Consider the following 15,149-nt stretch of genomic DNA (forward strand, 5'->3'; position numbering starts at 1 on the left):
CATGCTTGAACACGCCCCGAAATCAGCCCTCGCCCCAAACTTCCGCGGTGGACAACGCGGCAATTCTTGCCCTCGTGGAGACGCGGCCGCCCTCTTCGCCGATACGCCTCCTCCGTGAGACGTGCGGTGGCGCGAGGGACGGACATCCGTGTGTCGCGCCAGGCTGTGTCTCAGGGCACCCGGGGCGTTAGAACACGGTGGGAAAGAGAGTCACCGCGAGGGGGTAACCGATGAAGGCGACGATATCGATCAGGGTGTGGGCGATCACGAGTGGCATGACCCGGCCCCAGCGCCGGTAGCACCAGCCGAACACGACGCCCATCGCGAAGTTGCCGACGATCGCGCCGAAGCCCTGGTAGGCGTGGTACGCGGCGCGAAGACCGGCCGTGGTCAGGATGATCGCCCACCAGTTCCAGCCGAACCGGCGGAGGCGATCGAACAGATACCCGAGAAAGATGACCTCCTCGGTCAGCCCAGCGCGCAGCGCTGCCAGCATCAGCAGCGGAACTGTCCACCACGCGGCATCCAGCGGCGAGGCGCTCACCTGAAGCGTGATCCCGAGCGCACGGCCTGCGACGTAGAGGGCAAGGCCCGGGATGCCGATCACGGCGCCGAGCAGGAGCGCACGCCCGAGATCGCCACCGAACCGCGAGAAGTCCAGGCCGATCCGCCTCAGGGCGTTGGACCCCGGCTCCCAGAGCAGGTAAATCACCAACGCCACCAGCGCCAACCCGAAGAAGATGCTGAGGAACTGGTACAGCGCGTTCCACAGCGCCTCGGCGTCCCGGTTCGGATTCAGCTGGGTCTGCTGCTGCGCGAGAGTCTGGTTTTCTTGAGCGGCACGGATGAGCGAGCGCGTGAACGACAGGATGCTGTACACCGCCGACTGGCCGACGGTGATCGCCAGGACGATCCAGACCTCCCAGGTCAGCCGCTTACGTGTTTGCCCGTCAACGCGCGAAACGTTCAGCACTTCGCTAACAACGGGAGGCCGCTTCGGGGGGTGCACCTTGTCAGATTGCCACATGCAACTCCCACCGAGTTAAGGGTATGTAACTTTTCGGCCTCAGGTTTTGAACAACTCAAAGCTCGCGCTTAGGGTTTTTCCATCCGTGCCGGGGTCACTCATGCCCCCGGCACATAACCCCTTGCACAGGAGGAAATGTGAAGATCTCGCGCTTCTTGACGGCGGCAGTCATTGCCGGCGTCGGCGCTCTGGTGATCTCGGGCTGCACCCCGAGCGCCGAGGACGATTCCGGGCTCATCGAGGGTTCGGCGATCTCGGTCGCGTGGAACCAGGCGTTCTACTCGATGAACGGCTTTACCTCGTACGGCAACGCCACCGCGAACAACAACATCAACTACTTGGTGTTGGACGGCTTCAACTACTACGACAACACCCCCGCCCTGGTGAAGAACACCTCGTTCGGGACCTATGAGCTCGTGAGCGAAGACCCGCTGACGGTCACCTACACGATCAACGAGGGTGTGAAGTGGTCCGACGGGACCGCCGTGGACGCTGCCGACCTCTTGCTGAACTGGGCCGCGCTCTCGCGCGCGCTCGACACGCCGGACTTCGACCCGGCAGACTTCACCGACCCCGAGACCGGTGAGTTCACCGACGCGTTCCCGACGGACGTCGTCTACTTCGACTCGGGTGCGACTCCGGATGCCGGTCTCGGCCTGGTCAGCCAGACCCCCGAGGTCAGCGAAGACGGCCGCTCCATCACGATGGTCTACGACGCTCCGTTCGTCGACTGGGAGCTGTCGTTCTCGTCCCCGCTGCCCGCGCACGTGGTCGCCAAGAACGCGCTGGGCATCACCGACAACGCCGAGGCCAAGCAGGCAGTGCTCGACGCGATCCAGAACGATGACGCGGCTGCCCTCGCGCCGATCTCGTCCTTCTGGAACTCCGGCTTCAACTTCACGTCGATGCCCTCGGACACAGAGCTCGTCACCGCGAGCGGTCCGTACATGATCACGGACTTCGTTGCCGATCAGTACATCACTCTGAAGGCGAACCCCGAGTACACGGGCGAGAACAAGCCGACCATTGAAGAGATCACGATCCGCTTCATCCCCGACCCGCTGGCTGCTGTTCAAGCCCTGCAGAACGGTGAAGTCGACATTATCTCGCCCCAGGCGACAGCTGACATCAAGACGGCTCTCGACGGTCTCGACGGAGTCACTGTCCTCACCGGTCTCGAGGGCACCTACGAGCACGTCGACCTTCAGTTCGAGAACGGCCGCAACCCCGAGAACATCTTCTCTAACCCCCTCGCCCGCGAGGCGTTCATGAAGACGATCCCCCGCCAGGAGATCGTGGACACGCTGATCAAGCCGATCATCGGTGATGACGCGATTCTGCGTAACTCGCAGCTGTTCGTTCCCGGTGCTGAGGGCTACGACGAGTCGGTGGCCAACAACACCTCGCTGGACTACGAGCAGGTTGACATCGAAGGCGCAAAGGCTCTCCTCGCTGAGTCGGGTGTGACCAACACGGACGTCTGCATCCTGTACGCAGCGAACAACCCGCGTCGTGTCAACGAGTTCGCGCTCATCCAGCAGTCGGCAAACCAGGCTGGCTTCAACGTCACGGACTGCGGTTCGACTGAGTGGGGCGGCCTGCTCGGTACCCCGGGTGCCTACGACGCATCCCTGTTCGGGTGGCAGTCGACGAGCCTCGGCGTTACCAACTCGCTGCCGACGTTCCAGACTGGCGGAATCAACAACCTGAACTTCTACTCGAACGCTCAGGTTGATGATCTGGTCGCACAGCTGAACGTCACGTTCGATAAGGCCGAGCAGATCACGATGCTCCAGGAGATGGACAAGCTGCTGTGGGAGGACTTCTACGGCGTCACCATCTTCCAGTTCCCGAGCGTGACCGCATACAGCGACCGCGTCCAGGGAGTCGATCCGTCCATTCTTGCCCCGACGATCTTCTGGAACGCCTGGGACTGGACAGTGACAAGCGGCGAGTCGACCGAGGGTTGACCGCCAGGGAGGCGCCGGACAGCGGCGCCTCCCACAGAGGGTGCAGGTCCTACCGGGACCTGCACCCTCGCACGTTAGACTTCTGCGCAATCGCGCCGGGCGAGACGGAAGATCCCGCAACTCGCCGACCCTCGGATAGGTAGGCCGCCCTCTTCATGGCTTCATTCATCGTTCGACGCCTTATCGCGTCGGTGTTCGTCCTCCTCGCGGCGACGTTCTTGATGTACATGCTCGTTTCGCTCGCGGGAGATCCGCTCGACGAGCTGCGGACGTCGAACGCGCCGAACAAGCAGGAGCTGATCGATGCACGCATCAAGCTGCTGAACCTCGACGTCCCCGCGCCGCTGCGGTACTTCTTGTGGTTGGGGGCAGTTCTGCGTGGCGACTTCGGCATCAGCATCCAGAACCAGTCGGTCAACGCACTGTTGGCCAACGCGCTCACCTCGACCATCACGCTCGTGACGACCGCGACCGTCGTGGCGATCATTCTTGGACTCGCGGTGGGTATCGTCTCTGCACTGCGTCAGTACAGCGGATTCGACTACGGCGTCACTCTCGTCGCGTTCCTTTTCTTTTCGCTCCCGATCTTCTGGGTCGCGGTACTGCTGAAGCAATACGGCGCTATCCAGATGAACAACTGGCTCGCGGACCCCGTCATAGCCGCACCCGTCATCGTCATCGGCGCACTCCTCTCCGGGGTCGTCTGGATGTCGCTGCTGGGTGGTTCGCTACGTAAGCGCCTTCTCGTCTTCGCGATCGGGACTGTTGCCACTGCTGGAGTGCTCGTTTACCTCTCGGCTACGAGGTGGTTCGCCGACCCGAGCATCGGGATCGTCGTCTTCGTGATTCTTAGCGTCGGCATTGCGGTAGCGGTGACGGCGATCTCAACCGGTTTGCGAAACCGCCGCGCGCTCTACGCCTCGCTTGTCGTCGTCGTCATTGCCATCGCGCTCTACTTCCCGATGATGTACTACCTACTGAGCGGGATGACACTTCCGCTGTTCCTAGGACTCGCTGCCCTCACCATCGTCGTTAGTGGCGCGATCGGATGGCTCTTCGGAGGCAACGATCGCGGTCCTGTCATCCGCACCGCCATCATCGTCGGCGTGCTCACCGCTGGATTGCTGGCGCTCGACAAGTACATGTCGTATTGGAACGCCTACACGAACTCGGATCGGGTCAACGGTCGTCCGATTGCCACTGTCGGCGCCTCGACCCCGGGGCTCGGTGGCAACTTCTGGGTGCAGGGAATCGACCTGTTCACGCACCTGCTGCTTCCAACGATCGCGATCATCCTCATCTCGTTCGCCAGCTACACGCGATACTCGCGTGCGAGCTTGCTCGAGGTCATGAACCAGGACTATATCCGCACTGCGCGCGCGAAGGGTCTCACCGAGCGTACGGTCGTCGTGCGTCACGCGTTCCGTAACGCGCTTATTCCCATCACCACGATCATCGCGTTCGATGTCGGCGCGATCGTCGGTGGGGCGGTGATCACCGAGACGGTCTTCGGGTGGGTCGGCATGGGCCGCCTCTTCGTCGATGCGCTGCGGGTCTCCGACCCCAACCCCGTCATGGCCTTCTTCATTGTGGCTGGCTCTCTTGCCGTGGTCTTCAACCTCATAGCCGACCTCGTCTACGCAGCCCTCGACCCGAGAATCAAGGTGAGTTGAGATGGCCCAGGACACGACCTCTCCGGCATCCGACGCCGCGATCGACCGCGGCACGGAGACCTCCATCGAGCAGCGTGAAACAGAAGGTCTGAGCCAGGGCCAGATCGTCCGACGCCGCTTCTTCCGGCATCGGGCGGCTCTCGTGGCCATGTTCGTTCTCGGGTTCATCATCGTCTTGGCGTTCACCTCGGTTGGCGTGACCCTGTGGGGCCTGCGAATTCCCGGATGGTGGCAGTACACGTGGGATCAGATCCCGCCGATCGAGAACGGCGGACAACCGACACTGAGCCTGCTACCCGAGTTCCTCGGCGGCGCCGGCATCTCGTTCGGAAACCACCCATTCGGGCAGGACGAAGTCGGACGAGACATCTTCGCCGTTGTGATGCGCGGTGCTCAGCAGTCGATCATGGTCATGGTCATCGCGGGGGTCGTGGCATCTTTCATTGGCGTCGTCATCGGCGCGGTCTCGGGGTACTACGGCAAGGCAACGGACGCCGTTCTGATGCGGTTCACCGACGTCGTGATCACCATCCCGCTGATCGTGATCGGTTCGGTGCTCGGTCACGCGTTCGGCAGCCTCGGTGCCGCTGTCCTGGGTGTGGTCATCGGGTTGTTCGCGTGGACGACGATGGCGCGGCTCGTTCGGGGTGAGTTCCTCACCCTGCGCGAACGGGAATTCGTCGATGCCGCGAGAGTGTCGGGCGCCCGCGATCGTCGCATCATCTTCCGCCACATCCTTCCCAACGCCGTCGGGGTGATCGTGGTCAACGCCACCCTGCTGATGGCGGGGGCGATCCTGCTCGAGTCTGCGCTGAGCTATCTGGGCTTTGGTGTTCAGTCACCTGACACGTCGCTGGGCAAGATCGTCTCCGACAACCAGGCCGCGTTCTCTACCCGACCGTGGCTGTTCTGGTGGCCCGGCATCTTCATCATCGCAATCGCTCTGTGCGTCAACTTCATCGGTGACGGGCTCCGCGATGCCTTCGACCCCCGTCAGAAGAAGATGCCGAGTGAGCGGGCGATGGCACGGGCGGCGAAGGCATCCGGTCATGCCCCGGTGGATGTCGACACTACTGCTTCCACGGACGCCCCTTCCGTGACAGTTGCCGGCGAGGCCGTGTACACGGGGGATGTCGTGAACTATCACGATGCTCGTCCGGAAGAACCGGGCGACGGTCAGCACTCGCCACTGGATCCCGAACGATGAGTTTGGCTTTATACGAAAGCGCCCAGGACCGACGCCAGAGCCAGCACGAGCAACGTAGCGATCGCCGGTACGTTGACGGTGAGCCAGTCGGCGCCCGGATCGGCGCCGGCGTCCAACGCGCCGCGGTCGCGAAGCTCCTCCCAGCGCCCGCGTATCACCTGGGCCAGGTTGCCGCTGGGCGTCGAGATCGCGTCGCTGGGTCGCAGGCTCGCGTGTGGTCCTTGAGCGCTCTGACCCACCCCGGCGAAGTCGCTTCGCGACAGGCCCGCCGATCGGTGCCGGCTCGGTGCGGGAGCGGCCCACACCGTGATCGCTCGCTGAGCGGTAGTAACGCGCAGCGACCAGCGCGTATCGATGCTCTGGATCGAGGGCCAGGATATGAAGGCGGTGCGGAAGGGGTTGGTGACCGTCACGCCGTGGTCTTGGATCGTCAGGCTCGGTCGCCAGAACAGCACGACAGCCAGCACGGCGACAAAGAGCAGCGGCCACCCGTAGCGCAGTCCGTCGAGCGGGTTCTGAATGGTCATGGCCGCGATGCCCAGGCCGGCGATCGCGACCGTCGCGCCGGCAAGGATTCGGCCGCCGAGCGGTCGGTAGTGCACATCGATCGACTGCATGAGATCAAGCTTTGCAGACAGGAGTTCTCCCATGAGTGAGTCAGCGCCGGGCACGGCAGCGCAGAAGATCCTGGAAGTCTCGCACCTGGGCGTCGAGTTCTGGGTCGAGGGGAAGTTCTACCCCGCGGCAATCGACATGAACTACGTCGTGAATCGCGGTGAGGTTCTGGCCATAGTCGGTGAGTCCGGCTCGGGAAAGAGCACGTCCTCGATGGCCTTGCTCGGCCTGCTCCCGGAGAACGCTCGGGTAACCGGCTCGATTAAGCTGCAAGACCGGGAACTGCGCGGCGCCGACCCGGCAGGACTGCGTTCGCTCCGTGGGAACGAGATCGCCGTCATCTTCCAGGAGCCGATGACGGCCCTGAACCCTGTCTATACGGTCGGCTTCCAGATCACCGAGGCATTGCGGTCACACGATCGGACGCTCTCGCCTAACGATGCGAAGGAGCGGGCGATCGAGCTTCTTCGCATGGTGGAGATGCCCAGGGCCGAGGAGGCGTTCCACAAGTACCCCCACCAGCTGTCGGGCGGTCAGCGGCAGCGAGCGATGATTGCTCAATCGATCTCGTGCGATCCGCTCCTGTTGATCGCCGACGAACCAACGACAGCTCTCGATGTCACCGTGCAGGCCGAGATTCTCGACCTGCTGCGAAACCTCCACAAGCGCCTCGATTCGGCAATCATCCTCATCACCCACGATATGGGGGTCGTCGCGGACCTCGCCGACCGGATCATGGTCATGAAGGACGGCGTTGTTGTCGAGTCGGGGACGGTAGAGCAGATCTTCACGGAGCCGACGCACCCGTATACCCAGGCGCTTCTGAGTGCCGTTCCGCACTTGGGAATCCACAACGCGGTCGAGTCGAGTTCGCCCGCTCAGGTTGATGAGCGCCCAGCCGGAGCAGACACCTCGCACGGGGGCGCCCAGCCCGTGCTCCACTTCGAGGATGTTTCCATCGAGTACCCCAAACGGGGCAGGATTCCCGCCTTCCGCGCCGCGGAGAACATTGACCTTGCGGTTTACCCCGGCGAGATCATGGGGCTGGTCGGAGAGTCCGGATCGGGAAAGACGACGCTTGGTCGCGCCGCCGTCGGACTTCTTCCTATCGCCGAGGGCAAGCTCACAGCGGTGGGCGTCGACATTTCTGACGCGAGCGCGAAGGATCTCTTCTCAATCCGCAGACGCACCGGCATTGTCTTCCAGGACCCGTTATCTTCGCTGAACCCCCGGATGCCCATTGGTCAGTCGATTGGCGAGCCGCTGTTCCTGGCGGGAGAGGCGAAGGGCAAGGCACTCGACAGGCGAGTGGAGACTCTGCTCGACCAAGTCGAACTCCCGACCTCGTATCGCAACCGCTTCCCACACGAGCTGTCGGGAGGGCAGAAGCAGCGCGTGGGCATCGCGCGAGCTCTCGCGCTCGCCCCCGACCTTCTGGTGGCGGATGAACCCACTTCCGCGCTGGATGTTTCTGTCCAGGCCCGATTCCTCGAGCTGCTCCAGGAGCTGCAGCAGGAGCTCAAGTTCGCATGCCTTTTCATCAGCCACGACCTTGCCGTCGTGGACATCCTCTCGCATCGCATTTCGGTGATGCACTTCGGGAAGATCGTCGAGCAGGGTACGAAGGAGCAGATTCTGCGCAATCCGCAGGATGATTACACCAAGCGCCTCATCGCGGCTGTGCCCGTTCCGGATCCCGCTGAGCAGCGGCAGCGTCGCGAGGCGCGGGCTGCCCTCCTGGCAGAGCAGAAGTCCGCCTAAAGCGGGACAACGCTCCGCTCAGCGGCCTGCAAGCGGTCCTGAGATATCCTGGAAGGCGCCGGCATCCCGGCCGCCTCCCCACCCGCAAGGACTCCCTCATGGCGCATGCCCTCCGTTCGGACCTCCGAAACGTCGCGATCGTCGCGCACGTCGACCACGGCAAGACCACGCTCGTGGATGCGATGCTGCGCCAGACCGGCTCGTTCGGGGAACACGCGCACGTCGAAGAGCGCGCGATGGACTCGAACGACCTCGAACGCGAAAAGGGCATCACGATCCTCGCGAAGAACACGGCGATCACCTACAACGGTGTCCACACCGAGGTTCCCGTGACGATCAACGTCATCGACACACCCGGGCACGCCGACTTCGGGGGAGAGGTCGAACGCGGCCTGTCGATGGTGGACGGCGTCGTGCTGCTCGTGGATGCCTCGGAGGGGCCGCTCCCGCAGACCCGCTTCGTGTTGCGCAAGGCGCTGGAGGCCAAGCTTCCCGTCATCCTGCTCGTCAATAAGACGGACCGGCCGGATGCCCGCATCGCCGAGGTCGAGGAGGAATCGCACGACCTGCTGCTGGGCCTTGCCTCGGATCTGCAGGAGGATGTCCCGGATCTCGACGTCGATGCCCTGCTCGACGTTCCCGTCGTCTATGCCTCCGGTCGCGCCGGCGCAGCTTCGCGTAACCGACCCGCGAATGGGTCGCTTCCCGACAACGACGACCTCGAGCCGCTGTTCGAAGCGATCCTCGAGCACGTTCCGGCGCCGTCATATGACGACGAAGCGCCGCTGCAGGCGTGGGTGACAAACCTCGATTCGAGCCCGTTCCTCGGTCGTCTCGCGCTCCTTCGTGTCTTCAACGGCACCCTGAAGAAGGGCCAGACCGTCGCCTGGGTGCGTCACGACGGATCCCACTCGAACGCCCGGGTCACCGAACTACTCAAGACCCGCGCGCTCGAGCGCTATCCCGCCGAATCTGCAGGCCCCGGTGACATCGTCGCGATCGCCGGGATCGAGGAGATCACGATCGGTGAGACGATCGCCGACCCCGAGGACGTGCGTCCCCTGCCGGCCATCACGGTCGATGACCCCGCCATCTCGATGACGATCGGCACGAACACCTCGCCGCTTGTCGGCAAGGTCAAGGGTCACAAGGTGACGGCCCGCATGGTGAAGGATCGCCTCGACCGCGAACTCATCGGCAACGTCTCGATCAAGGTCGTCGACATCGGGCGGCCGGATGCCTGGGAGGTGCAGGGCCGCGGAGAGTTGGCCCTCGCCATCCTCGTCGAGAACATGCGCCGCGAGGGCTTCGAGCTCACCGTCGGCAAGCCTCAGGTCGTCACCCGCAAGGGGCCGAACGGGCAGACGCAGGAACCCTTCGAGCACCTCACGATCGACGCTCCCGAGGAGTACCTCGGTGCTATCACGCAGCTTCTTGCCGCGCGCAAGGGTCGAATGGAGACGATGGTCAACCACGGTACCGGCTGGGTGCGGATGGAGTTCGTCGTCCCTTCGCGCGGACTCATCGGCTTCCGCACTGAGTTCCTCTCGATCACCCGCGGCACCGGGATCGCCAACGCGATCTCGCACGGATACGACGACTGGGCAGGACAGATCGTCGCGCGCCAGAACGGTTCGATCGTCGCCGACCGCGCGGGTGTCGTTACCCCGTTCGCCATGATGGCGCTGCAGGAGCGCATGAGCTTTTTCGTGCAGCCCACCGAAGAGGTCTACGAGGGCATGGTTGTCGGCGAGAACACGCGAGCCGACGACATGGACGTGAACATCACGAAAGAGAAGAAGCTCACCAACATGCGTTCCTCGACGGCTGACGAGCTGGAGAGGCTCACGCCGCCGCGACAGCTCTCCCTCGAGGAGAGCCTCGAGTTCGCGCGCGAAGACGAGTGTGTCGAAGTCACTCCCGAGAAGGTCCGGATCCGCAAGGTGATCCTCGATCAGACCGAGCGTGGCCGCGCTGCATCCCGTCTGAAGCGTCAGGACGCCAACGCCTGACCTTCGTGCTCCAGGCGCGGCAAGGCGCGGACGAATCAGCCCTCGAGGATCAGCTCCTGCAGCTGCTCGAGCAGGTGCGCGGGGAGATCCGAGTCCGGTCCCGTAGCGTTGAGCGCGATCGCGACAGCCGTCTGGGACTCCGGGTGGTACATCGCCAGTGCCTGGTAGCCCAGGCCGTTGCCGGTGTGGCCGATCCAGTCGCCGATCCGACCGATGCCGAAACCGTACTCGTCGTAGAAGGGGCTCGCCGGGTCGGGGGAGGTGTCGTGCCACTCCGAGAGTCGACGCTCCTGCGCGGCGTCCGACACGAGCGTTCCTGCGCCGAGCGCCTCGGCCCACGCGGCAAGGTCTCCCGCCGTACCGAACAGGCCGCCGGCGGCAGAGAACGCGCTCGCGCGGACAGCGAGAAGCTCCTCCACGGTGCCATCAGCATCCACCTGGAACGGTGCTGCAGTCCCCTCCGGCGGCAGAGCGTTTCCCGGATATACGACTGACTCGAGCTGTAGCGGCTCCAGGATGCGCGTCGCGACTGCCTCGGGCCAGCTGAGCCCCGAGGCAGTGTCGATGACCTGCCCGAGCAGGACGGTGTTGGTGTTGGAGTACTCGTAGCTGGTCCCGGGCGTGAACTCCTCGGGCACACCGTCGGTGAGACCGTAGAGGGTCGTGTCGGTCCAGCTGCGCGTCCAGTCCACGACCAGCAGGTCAACAAGCCCCGCTTGCGTCGAATAGCTGGGTACCCCTGAGGTCATCGTGGCAAGCTCATCGATCGTCGCAGTCGTCTCGATCCCGGTTCCGGCGGTCGGCGCCGGCGCATCCAGATCAAGGATGCCGTCATCGGCCAGCTGCAGCACCACGGTCGCGACGAACGACTTGGTCACGCTGCGGTAGGCGAACCGTGTCTGATCGGTCACGGGCGTGCCGCTGGCATCCGCGACTCCCGCCGGGTAGACCGTGGTCGCCCCGTCGCGGCGGATCGCGATAGCGCCGCCGGGGACGGATGCCGACTCAAGCGCCGCGGCGAAGGCCTCGCTAACCGGGCTCGAGGGCGGTGCGGCGCTGCATCCGGACACGACGGTGGCGACGGCAGCCGCGACAGCTCCCGCGAGCATGCGCCCGCGATATCGGGTGTGGCGGGTCATCGTTCCAGCCTAGGGTGACTCCTCAGCGCATTTCGGAGACAAGGACCGCGCTGGTGCCGGCGACGAGGGCCTCGAAGACGTGTGCTGCATCGCCGGGATAGCAGAGGTAGTCCCCGGGCTCCAGGTCGAAGGGTGCCTCGCGCGGGCCGACGCGTGCTCTTCCCGACAGGAGGACGACGTGTTCCGTGGTGCCCGTCGGATGTGCGTCCGAGAGCCGCGGCGAGCCTGGTTCGGCGCGGAGGAGGTACAGGTCACGTCTGACGTTCGGCGGGGCAGCCGAGAGCAACAGTGCCTCGTAGGCCGAACCTGCGGCTCGCACTCCGTGGCCATCGCGTGCGCGGATGAGCGTGGGTTCACTCTCGCGGTCCTCTACCAACGCGGCGAAGGGGGCCCCTAGAGCCGTCGCGATCGCCCACAGGGTCTCGACGTTGGGATTGGCCGAACCTGCTTCGATCTGCGAGATGGTGGCCTTGGACACGCCCGAGCGTCGCGCGAGCTCTGCGGCAGAAACTCCCGCGCGGTCGCGTTCGCGTCGGACGGCGGTCGCGATGCGGGACCCCAGACTCATGTCGTTCATTATGCCGAACTATTGTCCACTTGACCGAACGAATTTCTTCTTGCAGGATGGCGGACATGGAGCCGGTCGACGGGCCGCCGGAAGGCGAGGGAACGGATGCCGCGCGCGGTGCGTGGCGCCAGGGCCTGAGCGTCGCCCTCGCGACGAGTGCCTACGGGATTTCCTTCGGCGCGCTTTCGGTGGCGGCAGGACTTGATGTCTGGCAGACCTGCATCCTCAGCCTCGTCATGTTCACGGGGGGTTCTCAATTCGCCTTCGTGGGAGTGATCTCAGCCGGGGGACTCGCGGCGATCCCAGCAGCCGTCGCGTCCGCCGCGCTTCTGGGCGTGCGAAACGTCGCGTACGGCATCCGGATGTCGACCCTGTTGCCTCCGGGGCGCTTCACCCGCATCGCGGCGCCGCAGTTCACGATCGACGAGTCCACGGCGGTCGCTCTCGCGCAGCAGACGCCGCACGCACGAACCGTCGGCTTCTGGGTCACCGGCATCGGGATCTACGTCGGCTGGAACCTCTCGACCCTTGTCGGTGCGCTCCTGGGCGATGTGCTCGGTGACCCGCGCGCGTACGGGCTGGATGCCGCCGCCGCAGCAGCCTTCCTCGCCCTGCTATGGCCTCGTCTGCGCGGGAGGCAGCCGATCGTCGTGGGCATCGCGGCTGCCGTGGTGGCTACCGTGCTGACGCCTACGCTCATGCCCGGTCTCCCGGTGCTGATCGCCGCTGTGGTCGCAATCGTGGTCGGCTGGTTCGATTGGGGGTCGCGTCCGAGGACTGATCGGGATGCTCGCCCCGGAGGCCCCGATGAACCCGACGATGTGCCAGAACGGGTGGGACTGCCGTGACGCTGTGGAGTGCGATCGCGCTGGCATCGGTCATCTGCCTGGCGCTCAAAGTGACCGGATACCTCGTTCCGCCCCGCTTGCTCGAGGCGCCTCGGCCCGCGCGGATCGCCGACCTGTTGACGGTCGCCCTGCTCGCCGCGCTTGTCGCTGTGCAAACACTCGGGGTCGGCCAGCAGATCGTGGTGGATGCCCGCGTCCCCGCCGTACTGGTGGCTGCCGGTCTGCTCCTGCTGCGCGCACCGTTCCTCGTCGTGGTGGTTGCTGCAGCTGCGGTAGCCGCCGCGCTTCGGTGGTGGGGCCTGGCGGTCTAAGCCTTCCCGCCGCACGGCCGCGATACAGTGATGCGGTGCCGCGCTTCTCGTTCCTTCGCCTTGCTGCGTGGGTGGTCGCGCTGATCGTCGGTGCGATCTACGGGGCGGCGGGGACCGTCAGCCACGCCTACCGTCTGTTCGGCATCCCGGTGGGGCTCGTGCTGGCGATGGTGGCGGGTGCGGCAGTGATCATCGCGGTGCGCCTGCTGACAGCCGACCGGTGGGCCGCGCTTGCCACCGGGCTTGGCGCCATGGGCGTCACGATCGTGCTCTCGGGCACCGGAGCCGGTGGTTCGGTGATCGTGCCGCAGTCGATCCTGGGCGTCGTGTGGACCCTGTGGCTTCCCCTGGTGACGGCCTTCGTCGTCGCCTGGCCCGAGCGTGTCGATCGCGGACGGACAGCCGAGGCAGCCGACTAGACTTGCACCTGTGACGTATGTGATCGCCCTTCCGTGCGTCGATGTCAAGGATCGTGCCTGCATCGACGAGTGCCCCGTCGACTGCATCTATGAGGGGGAACGCAGCCTCTACATCCATCCGGATGAGTGTGTCGACTGCGGCGCTTGCGAGCCCGTGTGCCCCGTTGAGGCGATCTACTACGAAGATGACCTGCCCGAGGAATGGCAGGACTACTACAAGGCGAATGTCGAGTTCTTCGATGACCTCGGCTCGCCCGGTGGGGCCGCCAAGGTCGGGGTGATCCCCAAGGATCACCCGATCATTGCCGAGCTGCCTCCGCAGAACCACTGATCCCGGGCTTCGACGGATGGGCGTCGCCGATCTGGCCGATTACCCGTGGGACGCGATGGCGCCCTACGCCGCGCAGGCCCGCTCGCACCCGGACGGGATGGTCGATCTTTCGATCGGTTCGCCGGTTGATCCGACTCCCGAGGTGATCGCGCGAGCTCTTGCCGCCTCGACCGACGCTCACGCCTACCCGCAGACCGTCGGCACGCCTCAGCTGAGGGAGGCGATCGTCGAGTGGTACGCGCGTCGGCGCGGAGTTCCGGGGCTCACGATCGACGCAGTGCTCCCGACTATCGGGTCGAAGGAACTCGTCGCCCTCCTGCCGCTGCTCCTGGGTCTGGGGACGGGAGATGTCGTCGTACATCCGGTGGCGGCGTACCCGACGTACGAAGTCGGAGCCCGGGTCGTGGGGGCGACGCCGTTCGCTTCCGACGATCCGGCCCAGTGGCCCGAGAACACGCGGCTGGTCTGGGTGAACTCGCCGGGGAACCCCGACGGCGCGGTGCTGGATGCCGCAGCGCTTCGTGTCGCCCGTGACCGGGCAAAGGAGCTCGGCGCGGTGCTCGCGAGCGACGAGTGCTACGCCGAACTCGGGTGGGATGCGCCGTGGGATCGCGAGGCGATCCCGTCGGCGCTGGACCCCCGCGTAACCGACGGGGACAACACCGGGATCTTGTCGGTGTATTCGATGAGCAAGCAGTCGAACCTTGCCGGATACCGCGCAGCTTTCGTCGCCGGGGACACCGCGATCATCCAACGGATGCTGACAGCTCGTAAACACCTGGGGCTGATGCCCCCCGCGCCCGTTCAGGCTGCCATGGCCGCGGCCCTGCGTGATGACGAGCATGTCGCCGAGCAGCGGGGGCTCTACCGGCAGCGGCGCGAGATACTTCGCCCCGCTGTCGAGGAGGCGGGATTCCGTGTCGACCGCAGCGAAGCCGGCCTGTATCTGTGGCTCACGCGCGATGAGGACGCCTGGAGCTCCGTCGAGTGGTTCGCACAGCGCGGCATCCTCGTGGGGCCTGGTGTCTTCTACGGGGCACAGCACACACACCACGTCCGGCTGTCCTTGACGGCAACCGATGAACGTATCGCCGCCGCGGCGGATCGCCTCCGCCGCGGCTAGACCCAGGCTGGCTACACCCCTCTAAGACCCGCGCCGGGGCGTTACTGCGAGGGTTCCTCCATCGAATCCGCCAGCGCTTTGGCTGTGCGCACAGTAGGCCGAGCCGACTACTAGGCTGTAGGGGCAGCCCGGGCACCGACGCGTG

Annotated in this window: 14 protein-coding genes; 10 read left to right on the forward strand and 4 right to left on the reverse strand. The window is 65.1% G+C overall.

The genetic code is table 11. From position 1 onward, the window contains the following. Positions 1–187: 187 nt before the first annotated feature. Positions 188–1,027: a CPBP family intramembrane glutamic endopeptidase gene (locus ACQVDU_RS01480; RefSeq protein ID WP_443476097.1), complete on the reverse strand. Its 840-nt coding sequence runs from the start codon at positions 1,025–1,027 to the stop codon at positions 188–190. Between the two features lie 137 nt (positions 1,028–1,164). Here ACQVDU_RS01480 and ACQVDU_RS01485 point away from each other — a divergent pair, with 137 nt between their 5' ends. The 3 genes from ACQVDU_RS01485 (at position 1,165) to ACQVDU_RS01495 (ending at position 5,877) form a co-directional block, all read left to right on the forward strand. Then, positions 1,165–2,997 (forward strand): ABC transporter family substrate-binding protein, encoded by a 1,833-nt coding sequence (locus ACQVDU_RS01485; protein ID WP_443476098.1) that lies wholly within the window; start codon positions 1,165–1,167, stop codon positions 2,995–2,997. 155 nt (positions 2,998–3,152) lie between these two features. After that, the gene (locus ACQVDU_RS01490) at positions 3,153–4,670 is read left to right on the forward strand and encodes an ABC transporter permease (protein WP_443476099.1); all 1,518 of its coding nucleotides are present in this window, start codon (positions 3,153–3,155) and stop codon (positions 4,668–4,670) included. A gap of 1 nt (position 4,671) precedes the next feature. Further along, positions 4,672–5,877, forward strand: a complete 1,206-nt coding sequence (locus ACQVDU_RS01495; protein WP_443476100.1) for an ABC transporter permease — start codon at positions 4,672–4,674, stop codon at positions 5,875–5,877. An 8-nt stretch (positions 5,878–5,885) separates the two neighbouring features. Here the strand turns inward: ACQVDU_RS01495 and ACQVDU_RS01500 are convergent, their stop codons facing one another. Next, positions 5,886–6,494, reverse strand: coding sequence for a PH domain-containing protein (locus ACQVDU_RS01500; RefSeq protein WP_443476101.1), 609 nt, complete (start codon positions 6,492–6,494; stop codon positions 5,886–5,888). A 31-nt stretch (positions 6,495–6,525) separates the two neighbouring features. Here ACQVDU_RS01500 and ACQVDU_RS01505 point away from each other — a divergent pair, with 31 nt between their 5' ends. Both ACQVDU_RS01505 and typA read left to right on the forward strand, forming a co-directional pair. Next, positions 6,526–8,253, forward strand: a complete 1,728-nt coding sequence (locus ACQVDU_RS01505; RefSeq protein ID WP_443476102.1) for a dipeptide ABC transporter ATP-binding protein — start codon at positions 6,526–6,528, stop codon at positions 8,251–8,253. A gap of 98 nt (positions 8,254–8,351) precedes the next feature. After that, on the forward strand, positions 8,352–10,265 hold the full coding sequence (typA, locus tag ACQVDU_RS01510; RefSeq protein ID WP_443476103.1) for a translational GTPase TypA: 1,914 nt from the start codon (positions 8,352–8,354) through the stop codon (positions 10,263–10,265). A 35-nt stretch (positions 10,266–10,300) separates the two neighbouring features. Here typA and ACQVDU_RS01515 read toward each other — a convergent pair whose 3' ends face one another. Together ACQVDU_RS01515 and ACQVDU_RS01520 are read right to left on the reverse strand one after the other, a co-directional pair. Continuing rightward, complete coding sequence (locus tag ACQVDU_RS01515) at positions 10,301–11,404, reverse strand: serine hydrolase domain-containing protein (RefSeq protein ID WP_443476104.1); 1,104 nt, start codon at positions 11,402–11,404, stop codon at positions 10,301–10,303. 22 nt (positions 11,405–11,426) lie between these two features. Then, positions 11,427–11,972 (reverse strand): helix-turn-helix domain-containing protein, encoded by a 546-nt coding sequence (locus ACQVDU_RS01520; protein WP_341579650.1) that lies wholly within the window; start codon positions 11,970–11,972, stop codon positions 11,427–11,429. 65 nt (positions 11,973–12,037) lie between these two features. Here ACQVDU_RS01520 and ACQVDU_RS01525 point away from each other — a divergent pair, with 65 nt between their 5' ends. Genes ACQVDU_RS01525 through dapC form a run of 5 tightly spaced genes read left to right on the forward strand, consistent with a single transcriptional unit; the run spans position 12,038 to position 15,004 of the window. Further along, positions 12,038–12,820: an AzlC family ABC transporter permease gene (locus ACQVDU_RS01525; protein ID WP_443476105.1), complete on the forward strand. Its 783-nt coding sequence runs from the start codon at positions 12,038–12,040 to the stop codon at positions 12,818–12,820. Continuing rightward, the gene (locus ACQVDU_RS01530) at positions 12,817–13,131 is read left to right on the forward strand and encodes an AzlD domain-containing protein (RefSeq protein WP_300592133.1); all 315 of its coding nucleotides are present in this window, start codon (positions 12,817–12,819) and stop codon (positions 13,129–13,131) included. The genes ACQVDU_RS01525 and ACQVDU_RS01530 overlap by 4 nt, the downstream gene beginning before the upstream one ends. A gap of 35 nt (positions 13,132–13,166) precedes the next feature. After that, positions 13,167–13,550: a histidinol dehydrogenase gene (locus ACQVDU_RS01535; protein ID WP_443476106.1), complete on the forward strand. Its 384-nt coding sequence runs from the start codon at positions 13,167–13,169 to the stop codon at positions 13,548–13,550. 10 nt (positions 13,551–13,560) lie between these two features. Beyond that, positions 13,561–13,881 (forward strand): ferredoxin, encoded by a 321-nt coding sequence (fdxA, locus tag ACQVDU_RS01540; RefSeq protein WP_300594868.1) that lies wholly within the window; start codon positions 13,561–13,563, stop codon positions 13,879–13,881. A gap of 16 nt (positions 13,882–13,897) precedes the next feature. After that, a complete protein-coding gene (gene dapC, locus ACQVDU_RS01545; RefSeq protein ID WP_443476107.1) occupies positions 13,898–15,004 on the forward strand; it encodes a succinyldiaminopimelate transaminase in 1,107 nt (368 codons plus the stop codon). Positions 15,005–15,149: the final 145 nt, after the last annotated feature.

The sequence above is a fragment of the Microbacterium sp. F2 genome, assembly GCF_052274505.1.
Taxonomy (GTDB): domain Bacteria; phylum Actinomycetota; class Actinomycetes; order Actinomycetales; family Microbacteriaceae; genus Microbacterium.